General features: G+C 67.3%; 14 protein-coding genes. 8 read left to right on the forward strand and 6 right to left on the reverse strand.

Annotated features, from left to right (window positions below):
- Nucleotide 1: 1 nt before the first annotated feature.
- The 4 genes from AC07NY_RS12905 to AC07NY_RS12920 form a co-directional block, all read right to left on the reverse strand.
- Nucleotides 2–1,450 (reverse strand): sensor histidine kinase, encoded by a 1,449-nt coding sequence (locus tag AC07NY_RS12905; RefSeq protein ID WP_494584165.1) that lies wholly within the window; start codon nucleotides 1,448–1,450, stop codon nucleotides 2–4.
- Between the two features lie 11 nt (nucleotides 1,451–1,461).
- Nucleotides 1,462–2,907, reverse strand: a complete 1,446-nt coding sequence (locus tag AC07NY_RS12910) for an FAD-dependent oxidoreductase (protein WP_494584166.1) — start codon at nucleotides 2,905–2,907, stop codon at nucleotides 1,462–1,464.
- A gap of 107 nt (nucleotides 2,908–3,014) precedes the next feature.
- Nucleotides 3,015–5,351 (reverse strand): putative bifunctional diguanylate cyclase/phosphodiesterase, encoded by a 2,337-nt coding sequence (locus tag AC07NY_RS12915; protein WP_494584167.1) that lies wholly within the window; start codon nucleotides 5,349–5,351, stop codon nucleotides 3,015–3,017.
- Between the two features lie 165 nt (nucleotides 5,352–5,516).
- Complete coding sequence (locus AC07NY_RS12920) at nucleotides 5,517–6,458, reverse strand: enoyl-CoA hydratase-related protein (RefSeq protein ID WP_492284466.1); 942 nt, start codon at nucleotides 6,456–6,458, stop codon at nucleotides 5,517–5,519.
- Between the two features lie 426 nt (nucleotides 6,459–6,884).
- On the opposite strand from AC07NY_RS12920, the gene AC07NY_RS12925 reads away from it, so the two are divergent.
- The 6 genes from AC07NY_RS12925 to AC07NY_RS12950 all read left to right on the forward strand — a co-directional run bounded on the left by AC07NY_RS12925 (nucleotide 6,885) and on the right by AC07NY_RS12950 (nucleotide 11,257).
- A complete protein-coding gene (locus AC07NY_RS12925; RefSeq protein ID WP_197064444.1) occupies nucleotides 6,885–7,046 on the forward strand; it encodes a hypothetical protein in 162 nt (53 codons plus the stop codon).
- Between the two features lie 60 nt (nucleotides 7,047–7,106).
- A complete protein-coding gene (gene murA, locus AC07NY_RS12930; protein WP_494584168.1) occupies nucleotides 7,107–8,396 on the forward strand; it encodes a UDP-N-acetylglucosamine 1-carboxyvinyltransferase in 1,290 nt (429 codons plus the stop codon).
- A 45-nt stretch (nucleotides 8,397–8,441) separates the two neighbouring features.
- Nucleotides 8,442–8,888 (forward strand): DUF2948 family protein, encoded by a 447-nt coding sequence (locus AC07NY_RS12935; RefSeq protein ID WP_494584169.1) that lies wholly within the window; start codon nucleotides 8,442–8,444, stop codon nucleotides 8,886–8,888.
- A 38-nt stretch (nucleotides 8,889–8,926) separates the two neighbouring features.
- On the forward strand, nucleotides 8,927–10,219 hold the full coding sequence (gene hisD, locus AC07NY_RS12940; protein WP_494584170.1) for a histidinol dehydrogenase: 1,293 nt from the start codon (nucleotides 8,927–8,929) through the stop codon (nucleotides 10,217–10,219).
- 103 nt (nucleotides 10,220–10,322) lie between these two features.
- Nucleotides 10,323–10,811 carry a UPF0262 family protein gene (locus AC07NY_RS12945; RefSeq protein ID WP_492284462.1) on the forward strand — a complete coding sequence of 163 codons (489 nt, stop codon included), beginning with the start codon at nucleotides 10,323–10,325 and terminating at the stop codon, nucleotides 10,809–10,811.
- A 41-nt stretch (nucleotides 10,812–10,852) separates the two neighbouring features.
- Entirely contained in the window at nucleotides 10,853–11,257 is a 405-nt protein-coding gene (locus tag AC07NY_RS12950) for an arsenate-mycothiol transferase ArsC (protein WP_257733984.1), read from the forward strand.
- Nucleotides 11,258–11,263: 6 nt separating this feature from the next.
- Here the strand turns inward: AC07NY_RS12950 and AC07NY_RS12955 are convergent, their stop codons facing one another.
- Both AC07NY_RS12955 and AC07NY_RS12960 read right to left on the reverse strand, forming a co-directional pair.
- Nucleotides 11,264–12,997, reverse strand: coding sequence for a pilus assembly protein TadG-related protein (locus tag AC07NY_RS12955; RefSeq protein ID WP_494584171.1), 1,734 nt, complete (start codon nucleotides 12,995–12,997; stop codon nucleotides 11,264–11,266).
- A 35-nt stretch (nucleotides 12,998–13,032) separates the two neighbouring features.
- Nucleotides 13,033–13,461 (reverse strand): TadE/TadG family type IV pilus assembly protein, encoded by a 429-nt coding sequence (locus AC07NY_RS12960; RefSeq protein WP_494584172.1) that lies wholly within the window; start codon nucleotides 13,459–13,461, stop codon nucleotides 13,033–13,035.
- 266 nt (nucleotides 13,462–13,727) lie between these two features.
- Between AC07NY_RS12960 and AC07NY_RS12965 the strand changes: the two genes are divergently transcribed.
- Nucleotides 13,728–14,015, forward strand: coding sequence for a hypothetical protein (locus AC07NY_RS12965; RefSeq protein ID WP_492284459.1), 288 nt, complete (start codon nucleotides 13,728–13,730; stop codon nucleotides 14,013–14,015).
- Complete coding sequence (locus AC07NY_RS12970; protein WP_494584173.1) at nucleotides 14,012–15,469, forward strand: methyl-accepting chemotaxis protein; 1,458 nt, start codon at nucleotides 14,012–14,014, stop codon at nucleotides 15,467–15,469. Before AC07NY_RS12965 ends, AC07NY_RS12970 begins: the two co-directional genes overlap by 4 nt.
- Nucleotides 15,470–15,472 lie beyond the last annotated feature (3 nt).

A 15,472-nucleotide genomic window follows, 5' to 3' on the forward strand; every position in this document is an offset into this window, starting at 1 on the left:
ATCAGTGCCCGTTGGCGCGCCGCGCCGGCAGCATCACTGCGAAGACCGCGCCCGTGGTCGAGGGCTCCAGCGCGATCGAGCCGCCATGGAGCCGGACGAGCTCGGCCGCGACGGCCAAGCCAAGCCCGGTGCCGCCCGGCGTCACCGAGCCGCGGAAGGCCTGGAACAGGTTGGCCCGCGCCCGCTCGGGCACGCCGGGGCCGTTATCGATGACGCGCAGGGCCACGGAGCCGTTCTCAGGCCCCGCCGTGACAGTCAGCACGGGCAGGTCGCCGGCTTCGGCCCCCGCCCGCGTCAGCGCCTGGATCGCGTTGCGCATCAGGTTGGTCAGCACGCGCGCCATCTGGTCGGGATCGCAGGGAGCGGAGAGTTCGGGCGGCACCCGGTTCTCGAAGCGCGGCTGCTTGCCGTCGCCGAGGCCGAGCATTTCCGCCTGTTCGGCGACGAGCTGGCGCAGCGCGACGTCGCGGATCGCGGGCGTCGCCTCGGCGGCGCGGCCATAGGCGAGGGTCGCCTGGCAGAAATCGATGGCGCGCCCGAGCGTCGCGATCAGGCGTGGCGCGAAGCGGCGGATCTTGGCGTCGCGGGTCTCGATGAGTTGGTCGGACATGAGCTGCGCCGCTGCCAGCATGTTGCGCAGGTCGTGATTGATCTTGGACACCGCGAGGCCGAGCTCGGCGAGATGTTTCTTGGTGCGCAACTCGTCGGCGAGCGTCGCCTGCATGCGGGCGAGCGCGCGCTCCGCCTCGCCGATCTCGTCGGCGCGCAAAGAGGGCTCGATGATCCGCCGGGGGTTCTCCGGGTCGGCCTCGAACTCCATGACATTGGCTGCCAGATGCCGGATCGGGCCGATGATCAGGGCATTGAGCGCGATATAGACGGCGAGCGCGGTGAGCCCGGTGAGCAGCAGCGAGATCAGCAGCAGGCTCCAGGAGAATTTCAGCATCGCCCGGCGCAGCGGCGCCTCGTCGATGACGATCTCGACAAAGTCCGCGCCGCCGACCGCCTCGCCGACCACGCGGATCGGCATGGTCGCGGGCGAGACGAGCACGGCGAGCGCCTCCTCGATCGCATTGATCCAGCTCAGGTTGCGCAGGTCGACCGAACGCGAGACTTCAGGCGGCGGCATCGAATCGAGGCTGAGCAGGCGCCGCGCCGCGCCGACGCGCGCCGCGATCGCGCGGGCGCCGACGCCCATCAGCAGACGGTTCTCGCTGCCTTCGGGCAGGCCGTCCTCCGGGGCGCCTTCCAGCACCAGCGCCGCAACCTGCGCGGCGGCGATCCGGTCATGCAGCCAGCTGCGCCGGAAATTCGCGATCGAGGGCAGATAGATCAGCACCTCCGCCAGCATGACGAAGAGCACGGTGACGAGCAGCAGCTTGGCCGAAAGGCCGAGGCGGGTGAGGCCGCGCGGCTGGCTGACCGACAAGGCTGACTTGGGTGCATGCATCGCCGGTGATCTTAGCCGAAACGACGCAGAAAGCCGATGAGGCGACGTAAAGCCGGCCGCGTCGTCAAAGCCGCATGGAAGGAAAGGGCTGCGCGGCGCGAGGCATCCGAGCGGGCGCCGGCAGGCAGCGGCATCCCGGCGAGGTCGCCAACACCGAGCCCGCTACGCATCGCGATGCACCAGGGCGCGATCAACTCGCCCGCATCCTCGCCGACGATGGTGACGCCGAGGATGCGGCCCTTGCGGTCGACGATCGCCTTGACGAAGCCCTCGGTCTCGCCGGCAGCCTGGGCTGCGGCATTCTCGGAGAACGGCCAGCGCAGCACGCGGATGGTTCCGGCCGCGTTCCGAGCCTCGGCCTCCGAAAGCCCGATCGAGGCGACCTGCGGCCGGCTCCAGATGACGCGCGGTTCGCTGACCGGGTCGATCTTCACCGGCTGGCGGAACAGGATGCTGCGCAGCACGAGCCCGACATGGTCGTCGCCCGTGCGGTCGGCGCGAGCGGTTGCCGCTCCGCCGGCACAGGCGCCCAACGCGTGTACACGGCGATTGCTCGTCCGCAGGCTACGGTCGACGACGATGCCGGAGGCGTCGTGCCGGATGCCGCCGAGATCGAGGTCGAGTTCCTCGATCGCAGGCCGGCGCGGGCCGCAAAGGATGAGATGCGAGCCCTCGATCGTGGTTTCGCCGGAAGGCGAGGCCACGATCAGGCGAAGGCCGGAGCGCGTGCGCTCCACCCGCAGCGGCTCGCCGTTCTCGTGCAACGCTAGCCCTTCGCGCAGCAGGCGGCGGCGCAGGATCGTCGCGGCTTCGTCGTCATGCCCCGCCAGCAAGCCTTCGGGCGCGACGAGGGTCGCGGCACAGCCCAGCCGGCGCAGGGCTTGCGCCAGGGCAGCGCCCGCGCCGCCCAGCACGATCGGGCGCTCCGGCAACCGGGTCAGCCCGGCAAGATCGGCCTCCCGCAGAATAGGCACCGCATCGAGCCCCGCTATCGCGGGCGACGCGGCGCGCGCGCCGGCGGCTATGACGAAGCGGCGCGCCTTGATCGGCTGCCCCTCGACGGTGACCGTGCTGCGGCTGGTGAAACGAGCCTCGCCCCTGATGACGCTGATGCCGAGCGTGGCCAGTCGTTCGGCCGTGTGATTGGCCCGGTCGGCCGCCAGTGCCCGCTGGATATGATCGTGGATCTGGGCCGGATTCGGCTGCGGCTCGGTTGCCGCGAGACCAAGCCGCTCGGCCTCGCGCAGCGCCTGCGCGCGGGCTCCGGCCTCGATCAGTGCTCGGACAGCGAGCGAGCCCTTGTCGCCGCCGACGGCGTCCCGCTCGATCAGCACGACGGGGACGCCGAAGGCCGCCACGGCGATCGCCAGCGCACTGCCGTTTCCGCCCGCGCCGATGACGCAGATATCGGGTGTCAACGCGGCTGGTTTCGCCGCCTTGGCCGTGCCGTCGCTCACCGGATATCCCGTTTCGCTGTCGTCCCTGAACGCTGATGCGTTGCCGGGCCGGCGGAATCAAGGCCGTTGCGCCGCAGTTCCCGAATTAAAGCGAAAGGTTGGCCGGCTCAGGCGACGCTGCGGTTGCCGCTGCCGTTGCGGTCCTTGATGCTGGCCAGCGCTTCCGGGCGGCCGAACAGGAAGCCCTGGGCACGGTGCGCGCCCAGCAGCTGGACGGCGATGCGCTGCTGCTCGGTCTCGATGCCTTCGACCACGACATTCATCTGGAGCCGGCGCGCCAATTGGCAGACGGCCTCGATGACGGCCTTGGAGGCTTCGTTGGTATGGACCTCGCGGGCGAAGCTCTGGTCGATCTTCACCTGCGCGAACGGGTAGGTCGAGAGATAGGCGAGCGAGGAATAGCCGGTTCCGAAATCGTCCAGCGCGAAGGTCACGCCCAGCGCCCGCAATTCGTCCAGCACCGAAAGCGCCAGCTTGTCGTCCTCGATCAGCAGCGATTCCGTGACTTCGAGCATCAGGCGGCGCGATTCGAGCTGCGAGGCGAGAAGCGCTTCCTTGACCGTCTCGACGATCCGGCGCGGCTCGCGGAACTGCAGCGGCGAGACGTTGACAGAGACGCCGATGCCGGGCTCCCAGCTCGCGGCATCGCGGCAGGCCTGGCGGATCGCCCAGTCGCCCATGCCGGCAATCAGGCCGGATTGTTCGGCGATCGGGATGAAGACGCTCGGCGGCACCATGCCGCGGGTGGGGTGGCGCCAGCGCATCAGCGCCTCGCGCGACACGACCTTCTGGGTCTTCAGGTCGATGATCGGCTGGTAGTAGAGTTCGAGCGAACCGTCGATGCAGGCCTTGCGCAGATCGACCTCGATCTCATGCCGCTCCATCATCTCCTCGGCCATGGCCGGGTTGAAGAACATCAGCATGTTCCGGCCGGCGGACTTGGCCTTGTAGAGCGCGGTATCGGCATGGCGCAGCAGGTCGGCCGGATTGGCGCCGTCGAGCGGCGCCATCGCGATGCCGATGCTCGCGGTCACGTAGACGGTCTTGCCGTCGACATCGAAGGCCTTCGACATCACGTCGATCATGCGCTGGGCGATGGCGGTGACGACGAGATGGTCGGCGGAGGGCAGGATCAGCAGGAATTCGTCGCCACCGAAGCGGGCGAGCATGTCGTTGCTGCGGATCGCGCCGCGCAGGCGGCTCGCGGTCTCCATCAGCACATGGTCGCCGATATCGTGGCCCAGGCTATCATTGACCTGCTTGAAGCCGTCGAGATCGAGATAGAGCAGTGCGAAGCCATCGCCCGTGCGCTCCAGCTTGGCGAAGGTCTCGTTGATCTGCGTGGTGTACTCGAAACGGTTCGCGAGCCCTGTCAGTTCGTCGAAGCGCGCCATCTGCTCGATGCGCGCCTCCGTCGCCTTGCGCTCGGTGGCGTCCTCCGTGAGCATCAGGATGCCCCCTTCGGCCGCAGGCGCGAGCGTCACGACCAGCACGAGCCCGCCCCGGGTGACCACTTCGCGGCTGGTGGCCTGCTGGGTCGTCTGCACCTCGGTCAGTGCCGTGCGGATGTCGCGCAATTGCTCCTGGCTGATCACCTGGCGTTCGACCAGGAAGCGTGCGATCGCCGTCAAGGGCGTGCCCGGCAGGGCGAGCGTCTCGGGCAGGCCGTAGAGCGTGCTGTGAGGCGCATTGCTGACCGCGAGCTTGAGGCTGCGGTCGAACATCGCCAGCCCGTCGATCATGGTGTTGAGCGCGGCGTCGAGCGTCAGGTTCTGCGAATGAAGGGCTGAAGCCAGCGCCTTGGACTGCTTGTTGGCGTCGCTCAGGGCCAGCAGGTTCCGGTGCAGCGAATTGGTGATCGCGATATTGGCCGCCACGTAGAGGAAGGCGAAATAGCCGATATAGCGATAATATGGGTTATGCGCGCCGATCAGCCCGATCGCCATCGGGATGCAGAAGGTCAGGAGCTGAACCGCCACGAATTTCGGCCGGCCGGCATTGCGAGCGACATAGCCCGAGGCCAGCGCGATGGTCGAAGCGACAGAGGTGATATGGGCGGCAGGGTCGTCCGTCTGGACCAGCGCGACATAGCAGCTGTAGCCGAGCACGGCGCTGAACATCGTGGCGCCGAGAAAGTAGTCGCGATCCCAGCGGCGGGTCTGCGCATAGGTGTCATTGGCGTGGTTGCGCCGCCGGTAGGCGATCACCGTCACGATACGCAGGACAACGATGAGCGCCACCAGGATGGTGAGGCTCATGAAGATGTCCATGCCGGTGGATATCCAGCACAGGAAAGGCGTCAGGATGCCGGCGATGCCGCCAGGAATGATCGAGGCCGGCGAGGAAAACAGCGAACTGACCAGCAGCGTATAGCCGGTCAGGTCGATGTTCTCGCCCTGCTCGCGCTCACCAGCCGCCATCAGTCGCTTGAGAGCGCCTGCCATCTACTCCTGCCTTTGCCGCCCCGCGCGGTGCGATGTGCGGATTCCGCACGTCGCGCATCATGCGAGGTTTGTACGAGAGCAGAGGTAAATGCTTCGTGTGGTTTTCCGGAGGACAACGGCCTCCGGAATACTGCAGGCACCTTTGGGCAGGATTTTTTGCTGTGTTCAGACCGGTGCGAGGTGGCGTTGATAGACGCGGGCCAGCATCCGGTCCTGCGTCTGGGCGATACGCTGCAGCTTCGAGATCGCGCTCGGGCTGAGGCGCAGCATGCAGTCGGTCCAGATCTGGCCGAGATGGCCAAGCTCTTCGCGCAGGTCGCCGGAGCGGCGGTTGAAGGCCGAGAACAGGGCGGTCTTGGCCGCGTGGATCGGCAGGGAGTCGGCGCAGTACTTGCGGATCCAGTCCTCGCCCGTGCCGGTCGGGACCACCGCTTCGAGGCCGCCGGCCGCCATGAATTCCTGCGCGCTCATCTCCTCGCCGGAAAGCAGCATCTGCTCGGCCGCGCGCTGGCCCATGCGCCGCGACAGGATCGCCACCGCCGTGATGGGGAAGTGATTGAACTTGATCTCGGGGTAGACGAACGAGGCCTGTTCCTCGGCGATCATCACGTTGCATGAGCGCGGCGCGTCGATGCCGCCGCCGATCGCCTTGGCATGGATCGTCGAGAGCGTCACCACGAGGCCGTTGAGGCCGCCGGAATTCCAGATCGCGCCTTCCGCCGAGAGCCTTGCATATTCCGCCAGCGACGCGCGGTCGTTCTTGGCCAGGCAGTCCAGATAGAAATCGAGATCGCCGCCGAGCGTGAAGAACGGCCCCGCGCCGCGGAAGGCGAGGAAGCGCACCGGAGCGCGGTGATACTGGTCCGGAGCCCCCCATAGCGTGACGATCGCGCTCTGGATCTTCACCAGGCTGTCGAGCAGCTGGAGCGTGAAGACGGGCTTCAGCTCCGGCCGGATCGTGACCCAGAGCGTCTTGATCTCCGGCTCATAGGCGATCTCCACCTCGGGCAGGAACCCTGCCTTGTAGCGGATCGCATCGATGACTTCGCAGCTCTCCAACAGGGTCGGCGCGAGGCTTCCTGTTCCCAACTTCAAGGACTGCAACATGACGCTACCCCACCAATTCCTTGATGTCGGGCAGCGTAAACGTTCTTAATGAAGTGTAAACGAAATCTCCCTGAAATGGTTAATAGCATTAAGGATTTTTGCTTTACCAAGCGTCAGGTGGGGCCTTCTGGACCGCCGCGGACCGAGGCAGAGCAAGGGCCGCGCCGCCGTCGCTGGAACGAAAATTTCGTGAAGGGCCGGGAGCGCGAAGCAAATGGATCGCCTGGCCGACTGCTGGAGAATGATTGTGCCCGGTGCGAAAAGCGGAGGTCGAAACTGGCTTCATCCGGCACGATGCTGGCCCGGTATGGGGCAGGCGGCCGGCAGCCCGCGCAGGCGCTTGTCCAGCGGCAGCGCAGGGTCTAACGATACCGCCGCGAATTCGCCGCGTTCCCGCGTTCAAACACCCCAGACCGAGCTGACGCCGTGACCCGCCAGACAGCCGAGGACGAGAAGCAGGCGCGCCTTGCCGCCGCGCTCCGCGAGAACCTGAAGCGCCGCAAGGCCCAGGCTCGCGCTCGCCGCTCGGACGAGGCGCAAGCGCGTGAGCCGGAGCCGCCCTCTCAGGCCGATACCTCCCGGACCTGAACTTCCTATTCTCCCATGCGCCGCCGGCCTTGTGCCCGGCCGGCCGAGCAGGACCCGACGATGGACAAGATCCGCATCACCGGCGGCCAGCGCCTCAATGGCGCGATTCCGATTTCCGGCGCGAAGAACGCCGCCTTGCCGCTGATGATCGCGAGCCTGCTGACCGACGAGACGCTGACGCTGACCAATGTGCCGCGGCTTTCGGACGTGACGGCGCTCTCGCGCATCCTGTCGAACCAGGGCGTCGATCGCACCGTCGCCGGCAAGCGCATCGGCCAGTCGGCCGAGACCGGCCAGACCATCGCGCTGACCGCGCGCCAGATTGTCGATACCTGCGCGCCCTATGAGCTGGTCTCGACCATGCGGGCGAGCTTCTGGGTGATCGCGCCGATCCTGGCCCGCATGGGCGAGGCCAAGGTCTCGCTGCCGGGCGGCTGCGCCATCGGCACGCGCCCCGTCGATCTGCTGCTGATGGCGTTGGAGAAGCTCGGCGCCGAGATCGTGATTGAGAACGGCTATGCGCTGGCGCGCGCGCCCAAGGGTCTCAAGGGCGCCGAGATCGTCTTCCCGAAGGTCACGGTCGGCGGCACCCATACCGCGCTGATGGCCGCCGTGCTCGCCCAGGGCACGACCGTGATCGAGAACGCGGCCTGCGAACCGGAGGTCACCGACCTCGCCGCCTGCCTTATCAAGATGGGCGCCAAGATCGAGGGCGCGGGCACCCCACGCATCGTGGTGACGGGCGTGGCCCGCCTCGGCGGCGCGCATCACGCCGTACTGCCCGACCGTATCGAGGCCGGTACCTACGCGATGGCCGTGGCGATGACCGGCGGCGACGTGATCCTGGAAGGCGCGCGGCCGGAGCTGCTGCAGTCGGCGCTCGACGTGCTCACCAAGGCCGGCGTCGATATCGACTCGACCAATGAGGGCATCCGCGTGCGCCGCAATGGCCATGGTCTGACCGCGGTCGATATCGACACCGATCCCTTCCCGGGCTTCCCGACCGATCTCCAGGCTCAGTTCATGGCGCTGATGACCCGGGCGAAGGGCACGTCGCGCATCCGCGAGACCATCTTCGAGAACCGCTTCATGCATGTGCAGGAGCTCGCCCGGCTCGGCGCGAAGATCCGTCTGGACGGCGATGTCGCGCATGTCAAAGGCGTCGAGAAGTTGACCGGCGCGCCGGTGATGGCGACCGACCTGCGGGCCTCGGTCTCGCTGGTCATCGGCGGGCTCGCCGCCGAAGGCGACACCACGATCAACCGCGTCTACCATCTCGATCGCGGCTTCGAGGCGCTGGAAGCGAAGCTCAGCCGCTGCGGCGCTCTGGTGGAGCGCGTCAGCAGTTGATTCTCGACTGTTGATTTTCTTGGGGCGGCTCGTCAGAACAAAACCATGTCAGACGATGCCGCCGACCCGCTCAAGCTCATCGCACTCGATGCCGATGATCTCGCGATTGTCTCAGCCCATCTCCAGGATGCGGTGCTGAAGGCTGCCGACCTCATCTACCTGCCGCGCGAGCAGCGCTTCGCGCTCGCGCTGCGTCGCTTCGACTGGGAAGGTGCCCAGCGCGGCCAGCGCCGTCGCCGCCTGACCGCGCTGCATTTCGACCGCGTCCAGTCCGTGCGCAGCGCCAAGCTCGACAAGAACGATCCCGACAAGGTGCTGAACCTCCTCGCCGTCACCTTCGACCTGGGCGAGGACCCGGCCGGCGACGTGACGCTGCATTTCTCGGAAGGTGCGGCGATCCGCCTCTCGGTCGAATGCATCGAGGCCCAGATGAAGGACCTCGGCCCGGTCTGGGAAGCCGTGGCGACGCCCGGCCATCCTGACGGCGCCTGAGCCTCCAGTCCTTTCTCGACGATATCCAAGGATCAGCGATGCCGATCAGGCTCGACGACAGGGATGCCCGCTTCGCCGAGGGCTTCGCGGCTTTGCTCTCCGCCAAGCGCGAGGTCTCCGAGGAGGTCGATCGCGTCGCCGCCGACATCATCGCCGATGTCCGCGAGAAGGGCGACGCGGCGCTGATCGCCTACACCTCCCGCTTCGACGCGCTCGACCTCACACCTGAGACCCTGCGTGTTTCCGAAGCGGAGATCGATGCGGCCGTTGCGGCCTGCTCGCCGGAACTGCTGGCTGCGCTGGAGACCGCGCGCGAGCGCATCGAGACCTATCACCGTCGCCAGAAGCCGGCCGATTCCTGGGTCGAGGACGCGGTTGGCGTCGGCACCGGCTGGCGCTGGTCCGCGATCGAGGCGGTCGGGCTCTATGTGCCCGGCGGCACCGCGAGCTATCCCTCCTCGGTGTTGATGAACGCCATTCCGGCCAAGGTCGCCGGCGTGCCGCGCATCGTCATGGTCGCGCCGACGCCGCGTGGCGAAACCAATCCGCTGGTACTCGCCGCCGCGCGGCTTGCCGGCGTCGATGAGGTCTACCGCATCGGCGGCGCGCAGGCTGTCGCGGCCTTGGCTTATGGCACGGCTTCGATCGCCCCCGTGGCCAAGATCGTCGGCCCCGGCAATGCCTATGTCGCGGCAGCCAAGCGCCGGGTTTTCGGTCAGGTCGGCATCGACATGATCGCCGGCCCCTCCGAAGTGCTGGTGATCGCCGACCGCAGCGCCAATCCCGACTGGATCGCGGCCGACCTCCTGGCGCAGGCCGAGCATGACGTCTCCGCCCAGTCGATCCTGATGACCGATGATGCCGCATTGGCGGCCGAGGTCGAGAAGGCGGTCGCGGCGCAGCTCGCGACGCTGCCGCGCGCCGAGATCGCTGGCAGGAGCTGGCAGGACTTCGGCGCGATCCTGCTCGTCGCCGATCTCGAAGCCGCCGTGCCGCTGGTCGACCGGCTCGCGCCCGAGCATCTGGAGATCATGACGGCCGATCCCGACCGCCTCGCGAGCCTGATCCGCAATGCCGGCGCGATCTTCCTCGGCGGCCATACGCCGGAGGCGATCGGCGACTATGTCGGCGGCCCCAACCATGTCCTGCCGACGGCCCGCTCGGCGCGCTTCTCGTCGGGCCTCGGCGTCGGCGATTTCATGAAGCGGACCTCGCTCCTGAAATGCGGCCCCGAGGGCCTGCGCGCGCTTGCTTCCGCCGCCACGCAATTGGCTGAGGCAGAGGGCTTGCAGGCGCACGGCCGATCCGTGACGATCAGACTGAATCGCTAGAGCATTGCGCGAAAAAGTGGGAACCGGTTTTTCGCAAGAGCAATGCTCTAAAGCTTAGTGATTTCGGCTCCGTCCGACAGGCGGTGCCATGGCCGGAGGAGCGATGTCCGACGTCTCGACTGCCACCAACCAGCGTCTGGTCGGCCTGACCCTCGACGAGAATTCCCTCGGCCGCGGCACGCCCGATCAGGAGCATGAGCGCGCCGTCGCCATCTATGACCTGATCGAGCGCAACAGCTTCGTCGTTCCCGAGCATGATGGCGGCCCTTATCTCGCGCATCTCGCGATGGTCGAGCGGCGTCTCGTCTTCGAGATCAAGCAGGCCGATGGCGCGCCGGTGGTGACGCATCACCTGTCGCTCAGCCCGTTCCGGCGCATCATCAAGGACTACGAGCTGGTCTGCGACAGCTATTACGCGGCGATCCGGACCTCGACGCCGACGCAGATCGAGGCGATCGACATGGGCCGTCGCGGCCTGCATGACGAGGCTGCCGGCATCCTGGCCGAGCGGCTGGCGAACAAGGTCGAGGTCGATTTCGACACGGCACGCCGCCTCTTCACGCTGATCTACGCCCTGCACTGGAAGGGCTGACGCGCTTGGAGGCCCCGCGCAAGGTGCAGAGCGTGCTGTTCATGTGCGCGATGAACGCCGTGCGCTCGCCCATGGCCGAGGCTCTGGCCAAGCATTTCTTCGGCAAGTCGATCTATGTCCAGTCGGCCGGCGCTCGCAAAGGTGAGCCGGACGGCTTCGTGCACGCGATCCTCGACGAGATCGGCATCGATCTGAGCAAGCACAAGCCGAAATCGATCGAGGAGCTGGAGGAGTGGGAAGGGCTCAATTTCGACCTGATCATCACGCTCTCGCCCGAGGCCCATCACAAGGCGCTGGACCTGACGCGGACCCATGCCGCCGAGGTCGAGTACTGGCCGACTGTCGACCCCACCGTGTTCCAGGGGTCGCGCGAGCAGAAGCTCGACGCCTATCGCGATGTCCGGGACGGCCTTATCAAGCGGATCAAGCAGCGTCTCCAGAGCTGACGAAATTCACCGCACCAGCACCGCCCCGCCACAGCGCACGCCGGTGACCCAGCTGTCGGCCTGGCCGAGCCCGATGCCGAGCGTGCCGAGTACGCCGTTCAGGATCTGGTCGAGCGGCGTCGCCGCATTGGCGATCACGCCGCTGACGAGCCCGTCCAGGCCGGGCAGGCCGAGGCCGAGCCCCAGGGCCTCCACCCGTAGCTCCAGGTCGCCTACGAGCCGTCCCAGTAGGGTCGCGACGAAATTCTGGGTCGAGGTGGTCTTCTTGTCGCCGCGCTGGATCTCCGGATAGCTGAAGCTGACCGCGGCCTCCGAGAGATTGGTCATCGTCACATGCGCACGGCCCGAGACCTTGGCGAGCCCGGCGACGTTGAGAAGCGTCGCGGCGGGCGGGTTCGGCGCCGTGCTGAAATTGTTGAACTCCGCCATCGAGACCTGCCCGATCCAGGCATCGACCAGGGCCGGCGTCACGCCCAGCGTGACCCGCGAGGTCGAGACGGCGCCCGGGTTGCACTGGATGCCGGTCAGGCGGGCGGTTGCCGAGGCAAGCTCGAGATAGAGCGGCAGCCGGACCAGAGAGGCGGCTCCCGAACCGACGAGATCGACGGTCAGCAGGAGGCGTGTCTGCGCCGTATGGACGCTCGCTCCGGCGCGGCCGACCCGCATCAGGCTGGTGCCGACCGGCCGCTCGCCGATGCCGAGCTTGAGCGAGACGGCGGCGACGCCGGGCAAGTTGAGGTTGAGCCCGACATCGATCTGGCGCCTGCCATTGGCGATCTGCGCAACGGCCGAGACGATGTCGAGCGCCGAGAGTGAGGCCGCCAGCGGCTTCGGCCCGGAGAGAGGCTTGTCGCCGGCGGGGCCGAAGGAGATCAGCGAGGACAGCTTGACCGGCAGGCCGCTCGCCGATGCCGCAGCGAGCCGGCCGAGCGCCGCCGTTGCGGTGCCGTTGCGGGTGTCGTGGTCGCGAGAAGCATCGACCACGGCGGCCAGCACGTCGCCGAGCTTGGCATCGGCCTTCAGGACGTCGTCATAGGTCGCTGCCGTGAGATTGAGGCGGGTCGCGAGGCGCTTCGAGAAGTCGAACAGGTCGACTCGCGCCTTGATCAGCGCATCATAGTCCATGACCGACAGCGACACGCCGCCGCCGAGCAAGCCGCCGAGAAGGCTGTTGAGCAGCCCGCCATCGAGCTTGAGCAAGCGCGAGCCGACGGCGAACGAGGCCTGCGCGTCCTGGAACGCGATCGCGCTGGAACCGATCGGCACGTCGCCGTTGCTGAGGCTCGCGACGGTCGTGCTGTCCCCGGGACGCGGCGGGGAGCCCGGCATGGGGGTCGTCGTGGATGACGATGCCAGGACCCGGCCGAGCAGCAGCGGCGCGGTCGTCCGCATGTCGATCCTGACGGCGTTCGCCGTTGTGGCCGAGCTCGGGACGAAGCGTGCATCCGGCGCCTGCTTGGGGTCCGGCGTGTACACGCCGGTCTGCAGTACCTGGATCGCGCTCCCGGGGAAGCCGTTCTGGGTCGCGCTGGACTGGGCGGCGGCCTGCGCACGCGGCAGGTCGCTGGCGGCGGCGAGGGCGGCGAGGTCGTTGGCGGTCTGCAGCTTGCGCTTCTCGTAGAAGAAATTGCCGACATCGACGGCCATCGCACCGAAGCCGATCATCACCGTCGCGGAGACCGCGAAGAGGATGGCGGCGCCGCCCTTCTGATTCCGGGCGAAGTTCTTGAGCCTGAGCATGGATGCCCCCCTGGCTTCGAGCCACGAAAATGCGTTCAGTATCCGCCACGCTGGACGATGGCCCGGCGCTCAATCATGGGTTGAGGAAGAGAAACCATTCGGCTGAGGCTGTCATAGACCGAGCCGCTCATGTCGTAGGCGACCGCGACCTCGAAGCTCTGCATCTGTGGGCCGGTCTGGCCGGTCCGGACTCTCAGCTTTGCCGGGTCGATGAAGGCATAGGAGCCGGCATGGGCCGTGATGAAGTCGCGGGCGATCCTGGAACGTTCGGTGTCGTCCAGGCCCGATACGGACGAGCGCGCCGCCTCGGCCGCTATCTGCTGGATGCTGTGGTAGATGCCGAAGACATAGCCGTATCCCATGATGCCGACGAGCAGCAGCAGCAGGATCGGCGCGACGAAGGCGAACTCGATGGCGGTGGTCGCGCGCTGGTTTCGGGAGAAGCGGGACAGGGCAGGCAGCATGGCCGTTCCTCGATAAGTAGATACAACTAAAGGTTGTAAATCTCGCCCCTTGATGAAAGGTAAATGCCGCCTGGGAGGAGCAATCGCGGTTCAGCCCGGGTGAACGGCTTAAGTAAAATTTTACACGGCTGGGATTGCTTCGCAGATACGCCGTAGCAGCCCCGAGTGATTCCCAGCCAATGCCATCGATATCTCCTGCGGAACCCGGTGCGGCTCGCGCGGAGCGGTTGTCACCTGCCGGCGGATTCCTCGTCGGGCTGGTCTGCTTGCTGGTCAGCCTCGGGGCGTTTGCGAGCCTGCCGCGTGCGACGGACGGGACCGTCCCTGTCGCCATCGTCTTCCCACCCTGGACCAACGGCGCGGAGGCGATCGCGCAAAGCTTCGCCGCCGGTCATCGCGTCCTGCGCAGCGGCCGCTTCACTGCGATCGTCGTCGTGGCGCCGACGCTGAGCGGGCAGGCCCCGGCGTTGCCGCAAGGCGCGTGGTTCTCCCTTGTCCTCGCGGGCCTTGCCGGGTGTCTCGACAGTTCCGGCCAAACGGAAGCCTCGTCATGATCTGGACCCTGTCAGCCGTACGCCACAGGGTGACGCAGGCCCTGCTCGTCCTCGGGTTGCTGCATGTGCCGCTGCTCGCCCTCGGCTTCTGGGTGAATGGCGCATCCGGGGTGATCCCGGTCGCGATGGCGGCGCTGGTCGTCCTCGTGGCCATGGCGAGCTATCGCCTGGCCGGTCCCGCCATCGTGACGCAGCTCGTCATTGCCGCCATGCTGATCGGGCAGGTCTCGATCTTGGTGTTCAGCTTTGCCGGCCATCCCTGGCAGCCTGACATCCACATGTACTATTTCGCCGTTCTGGCGCTGCTCGCCGGCTTCTGCGACTGGCGGCCGATCCTGATGGGCGCCGCGCTGACGGCCGTGCACCATCTCGTGCTGCAATATGCCCTGCCGGCAGCCGTGTTCTATCAGGGCGGCAGCCTGCTGCGCGTGCTGCTCCATGCCGTGATCGTCATCATCGAGACGGCGTTCCTCGCCGTCTTCGCCGTGGTGCTGCAGCGCATGTTCGCCGTGAACGAGCAAAATCTGGCGCGAGCGCAGGAAGTCGCTGAGCGCGAACGCGTCGCCGGTGAGAAGGAGCGCAACCTCGCCGAAGAGCTCGGCCGGCGTGCCGAGATGCTGCGCGATGTCGTCGCCGGCTTCCGGTCGCAGATGGAGCAGGCGATGGCCGTGCTCGATCATTCCGCTGCCGCGATGAACACGGAGGCCGGAGCCCTGACCGAAACCTCCGACCATGTCCGGCGCCAGACCGCGATGGTCTCCGATTCCGCAGCCGGCACGATGGACAGCATCGATCACCTTTCGGCCGCGAGCACGGAGCTAGTCGCCTCCATCGGCGAGATCGGTCGCAATGCCGGGCAGTCGGCCGATGGTTCGAAGGTGGCTGCGGACCTTGCCCGGCACGCCAGCGCCGAGATCGAGCATCTCGCCCAGAGCAGCGAGAATGTCGGCGCGGTCGTCGAGATCATCCGCGGCATTGCCGCCCAGACCAGCATGCTCGCGCTCAATGCCACGATCGAGGCGGCCCGCGCCGGCGAGATGGGGCGCGGCTTCGCGGTCGTCGCCAGCGAGGTCAAGACGCTCTCGGCCCAGACCGCCAAGGCGACGGACGAGGTCTCGCACCAGATCGGCACGATGCAGCAGGCCTCGCAGCGCTCGCTCAAGGCGATCCGCGACATCGTCGAGGCGATCGGCGATGTCGAGAGTGTCGCCAATGCGATCGCGCTCTCCGTCGACGAGCAGAGCCGCGCCACCGCCGAGATCGCCCATCAGGTCCGTTTGTCCTTCGAAGGAGCGCAGCGCAGCGCCGATGTCGCCGGCGGCTTCGAGGTCATGACCCGCCAGACCCACGGTGCTGCCCAGCAATTGCAGAGCGCCGCCAGCGCGCTTGCCCAGCAGGCGCAGGACATCCGTCAGGACGTCGCCAACTTCTGCGGCAGGGTTGCTGCGGCCTGATCT

Source organism: Allobosea sp. GW821-FHT09G06, from assembly GCF_059416005.1.

What these genes read in the sequence shown, in the direction of transcription:
- AC07NY_RS12955 (WP_494584171.1), bottom strand. Translation starts at nt 12,997, where the DNA reads ATGCTCAGGCTCAAGAACTTCGCCCGGAATCAGAAGGGCGGCGCCGCC.
- AC07NY_RS12970 (WP_494584173.1), top strand. Translation starts at nt 14,012, where the DNA reads ATGATCTGGACCCTGTCAGCCGTACGCCACAGGGTGACGCAGGCCCTG.
- AC07NY_RS12935 (WP_494584169.1), top strand. Translation starts at nt 8,442, where the DNA reads ATGTCAGACGATGCCGCCGACCCGCTCAAGCTCATCGCACTCGATGCC.
- murA (WP_494584168.1), top strand. Translation starts at nt 7,107, where the DNA reads ATGGACAAGATCCGCATCACCGGCGGCCAGCGCCTCAATGGCGCGATT.
- AC07NY_RS12945 (WP_492284462.1), top strand. Translation starts at nt 10,323, where the DNA reads ATGTCCGACGTCTCGACTGCCACCAACCAGCGTCTGGTCGGCCTGACC.
- AC07NY_RS12920 (WP_492284466.1), bottom strand. Translation starts at nt 6,458, where the DNA reads ATGTTGCAGTCCTTGAAGTTGGGAACAGGAAGCCTCGCGCCGACCCTG.
- hisD (WP_494584170.1), top strand. Translation starts at nt 8,927, where the DNA reads ATGCCGATCAGGCTCGACGACAGGGATGCCCGCTTCGCCGAGGGCTTC.
- AC07NY_RS12950 (WP_257733984.1), top strand. Translation starts at nt 10,853, where the DNA reads ATGTGCGCGATGAACGCCGTGCGCTCGCCCATGGCCGAGGCTCTGGCC.
- AC07NY_RS12960 (WP_494584172.1), bottom strand. Translation starts at nt 13,461, where the DNA reads ATGCTGCCTGCCCTGTCCCGCTTCTCCCGAAACCAGCGCGCGACCACC.
- AC07NY_RS12915 (WP_494584167.1), bottom strand. Translation starts at nt 5,351, where the DNA reads ATGGCAGGCGCTCTCAAGCGACTGATGGCGGCTGGTGAGCGCGAGCAG.
- AC07NY_RS12905 (WP_494584165.1), bottom strand. Translation starts at nt 1,450, where the DNA reads ATGCATGCACCCAAGTCAGCCTTGTCGGTCAGCCAGCCGCGCGGCCTC.